Origin of the sequence: Paenibacillus luteus, from assembly GCF_006542765.1 — a bacterium.
GTDB classification, from domain to species: Bacteria; Bacillota; Bacilli; order Paenibacillales; family Paenibacillaceae; genus Pristimantibacillus; species Pristimantibacillus luteus.
On the sequence record NZ_SKCD01000081.1, the window covers coordinates 1 to 797 of the forward strand.

A 797-nucleotide genomic window follows, 5' to 3' on the forward strand; every position below is an offset into this window, starting at 1 on the left:
ATAAAGGCTTGAAAACCATCGATAGATTCTATTCCCATGATAACCTTTGTGTAATACTCCTCCACCAACTGATCCACCGTTAGAAGGCGGGTGTTCATGGCATCTGTAGAGGCTCCGTAAAATTCATCGATCTTAAACAGATTTCGCTGCTTGTAATCGTTCATGACCGCGTAGGAACCCGTGCTGCCAAATACCTTCTCATATTGGGCATTCGAATTCTCTCCTGCCTGGTACTTTAGAATATTATCGTAATAGCCTCTTTCTTCAGCATTCAATATTGAACGATTACCTGTCTTGAAAGCCTCCATTATTTTCAAATGGGCTTGGAGATTTTTCTCTACTTTCCACACTTTTGCAGCAGCATAATGATGCCCAGGAGCCGGCAATGGTCCAAGAAAATGATCAAATCTAGCTTGGCTTGTATCACCGTAATTAAGCTCCGTCCAGAAATTAATCAATTTCAGCAGCGACTCCGGATGGGTATAGCCGTTTCGTACCACATAATAGTTCTCAACATTGAGCTTAACCTGAGGATTAGCAGGTTGCTCGTCCATGGAAACGATCGGATATGCCCGCCAGTCGGAATCCGCATCATTATCTTTGGTCAACTGCATCGGATACATCCCATTCCACATGGCGCCAAACATAACGCCAACCTTCCCACTAGCCACAAGCTCGCCTGCTCTGCCGGTATCCTTTGCGGCAAAATCCGTCTCCATGAGTCCTTCTCTGAACAGCTTGTTTAAAAAGGCAAGTGCCGGCTTCACTTCTGGCTGTACACTGCCATAAACAAGCTT

The 797-nt window shown here is 45.2% G+C and carries 1 protein-coding gene; it reads right to left on the reverse strand.

Features of this window, described 5'->3' with window-relative positions; all coding sequences use genetic code 11:
- Nucleotides 1-797: type 2 periplasmic-binding domain-containing protein (locus tag E0496_RS35790; RefSeq protein ID WP_479680881.1), on the reverse strand; the 797-nt coding region annotated here is incomplete at both ends.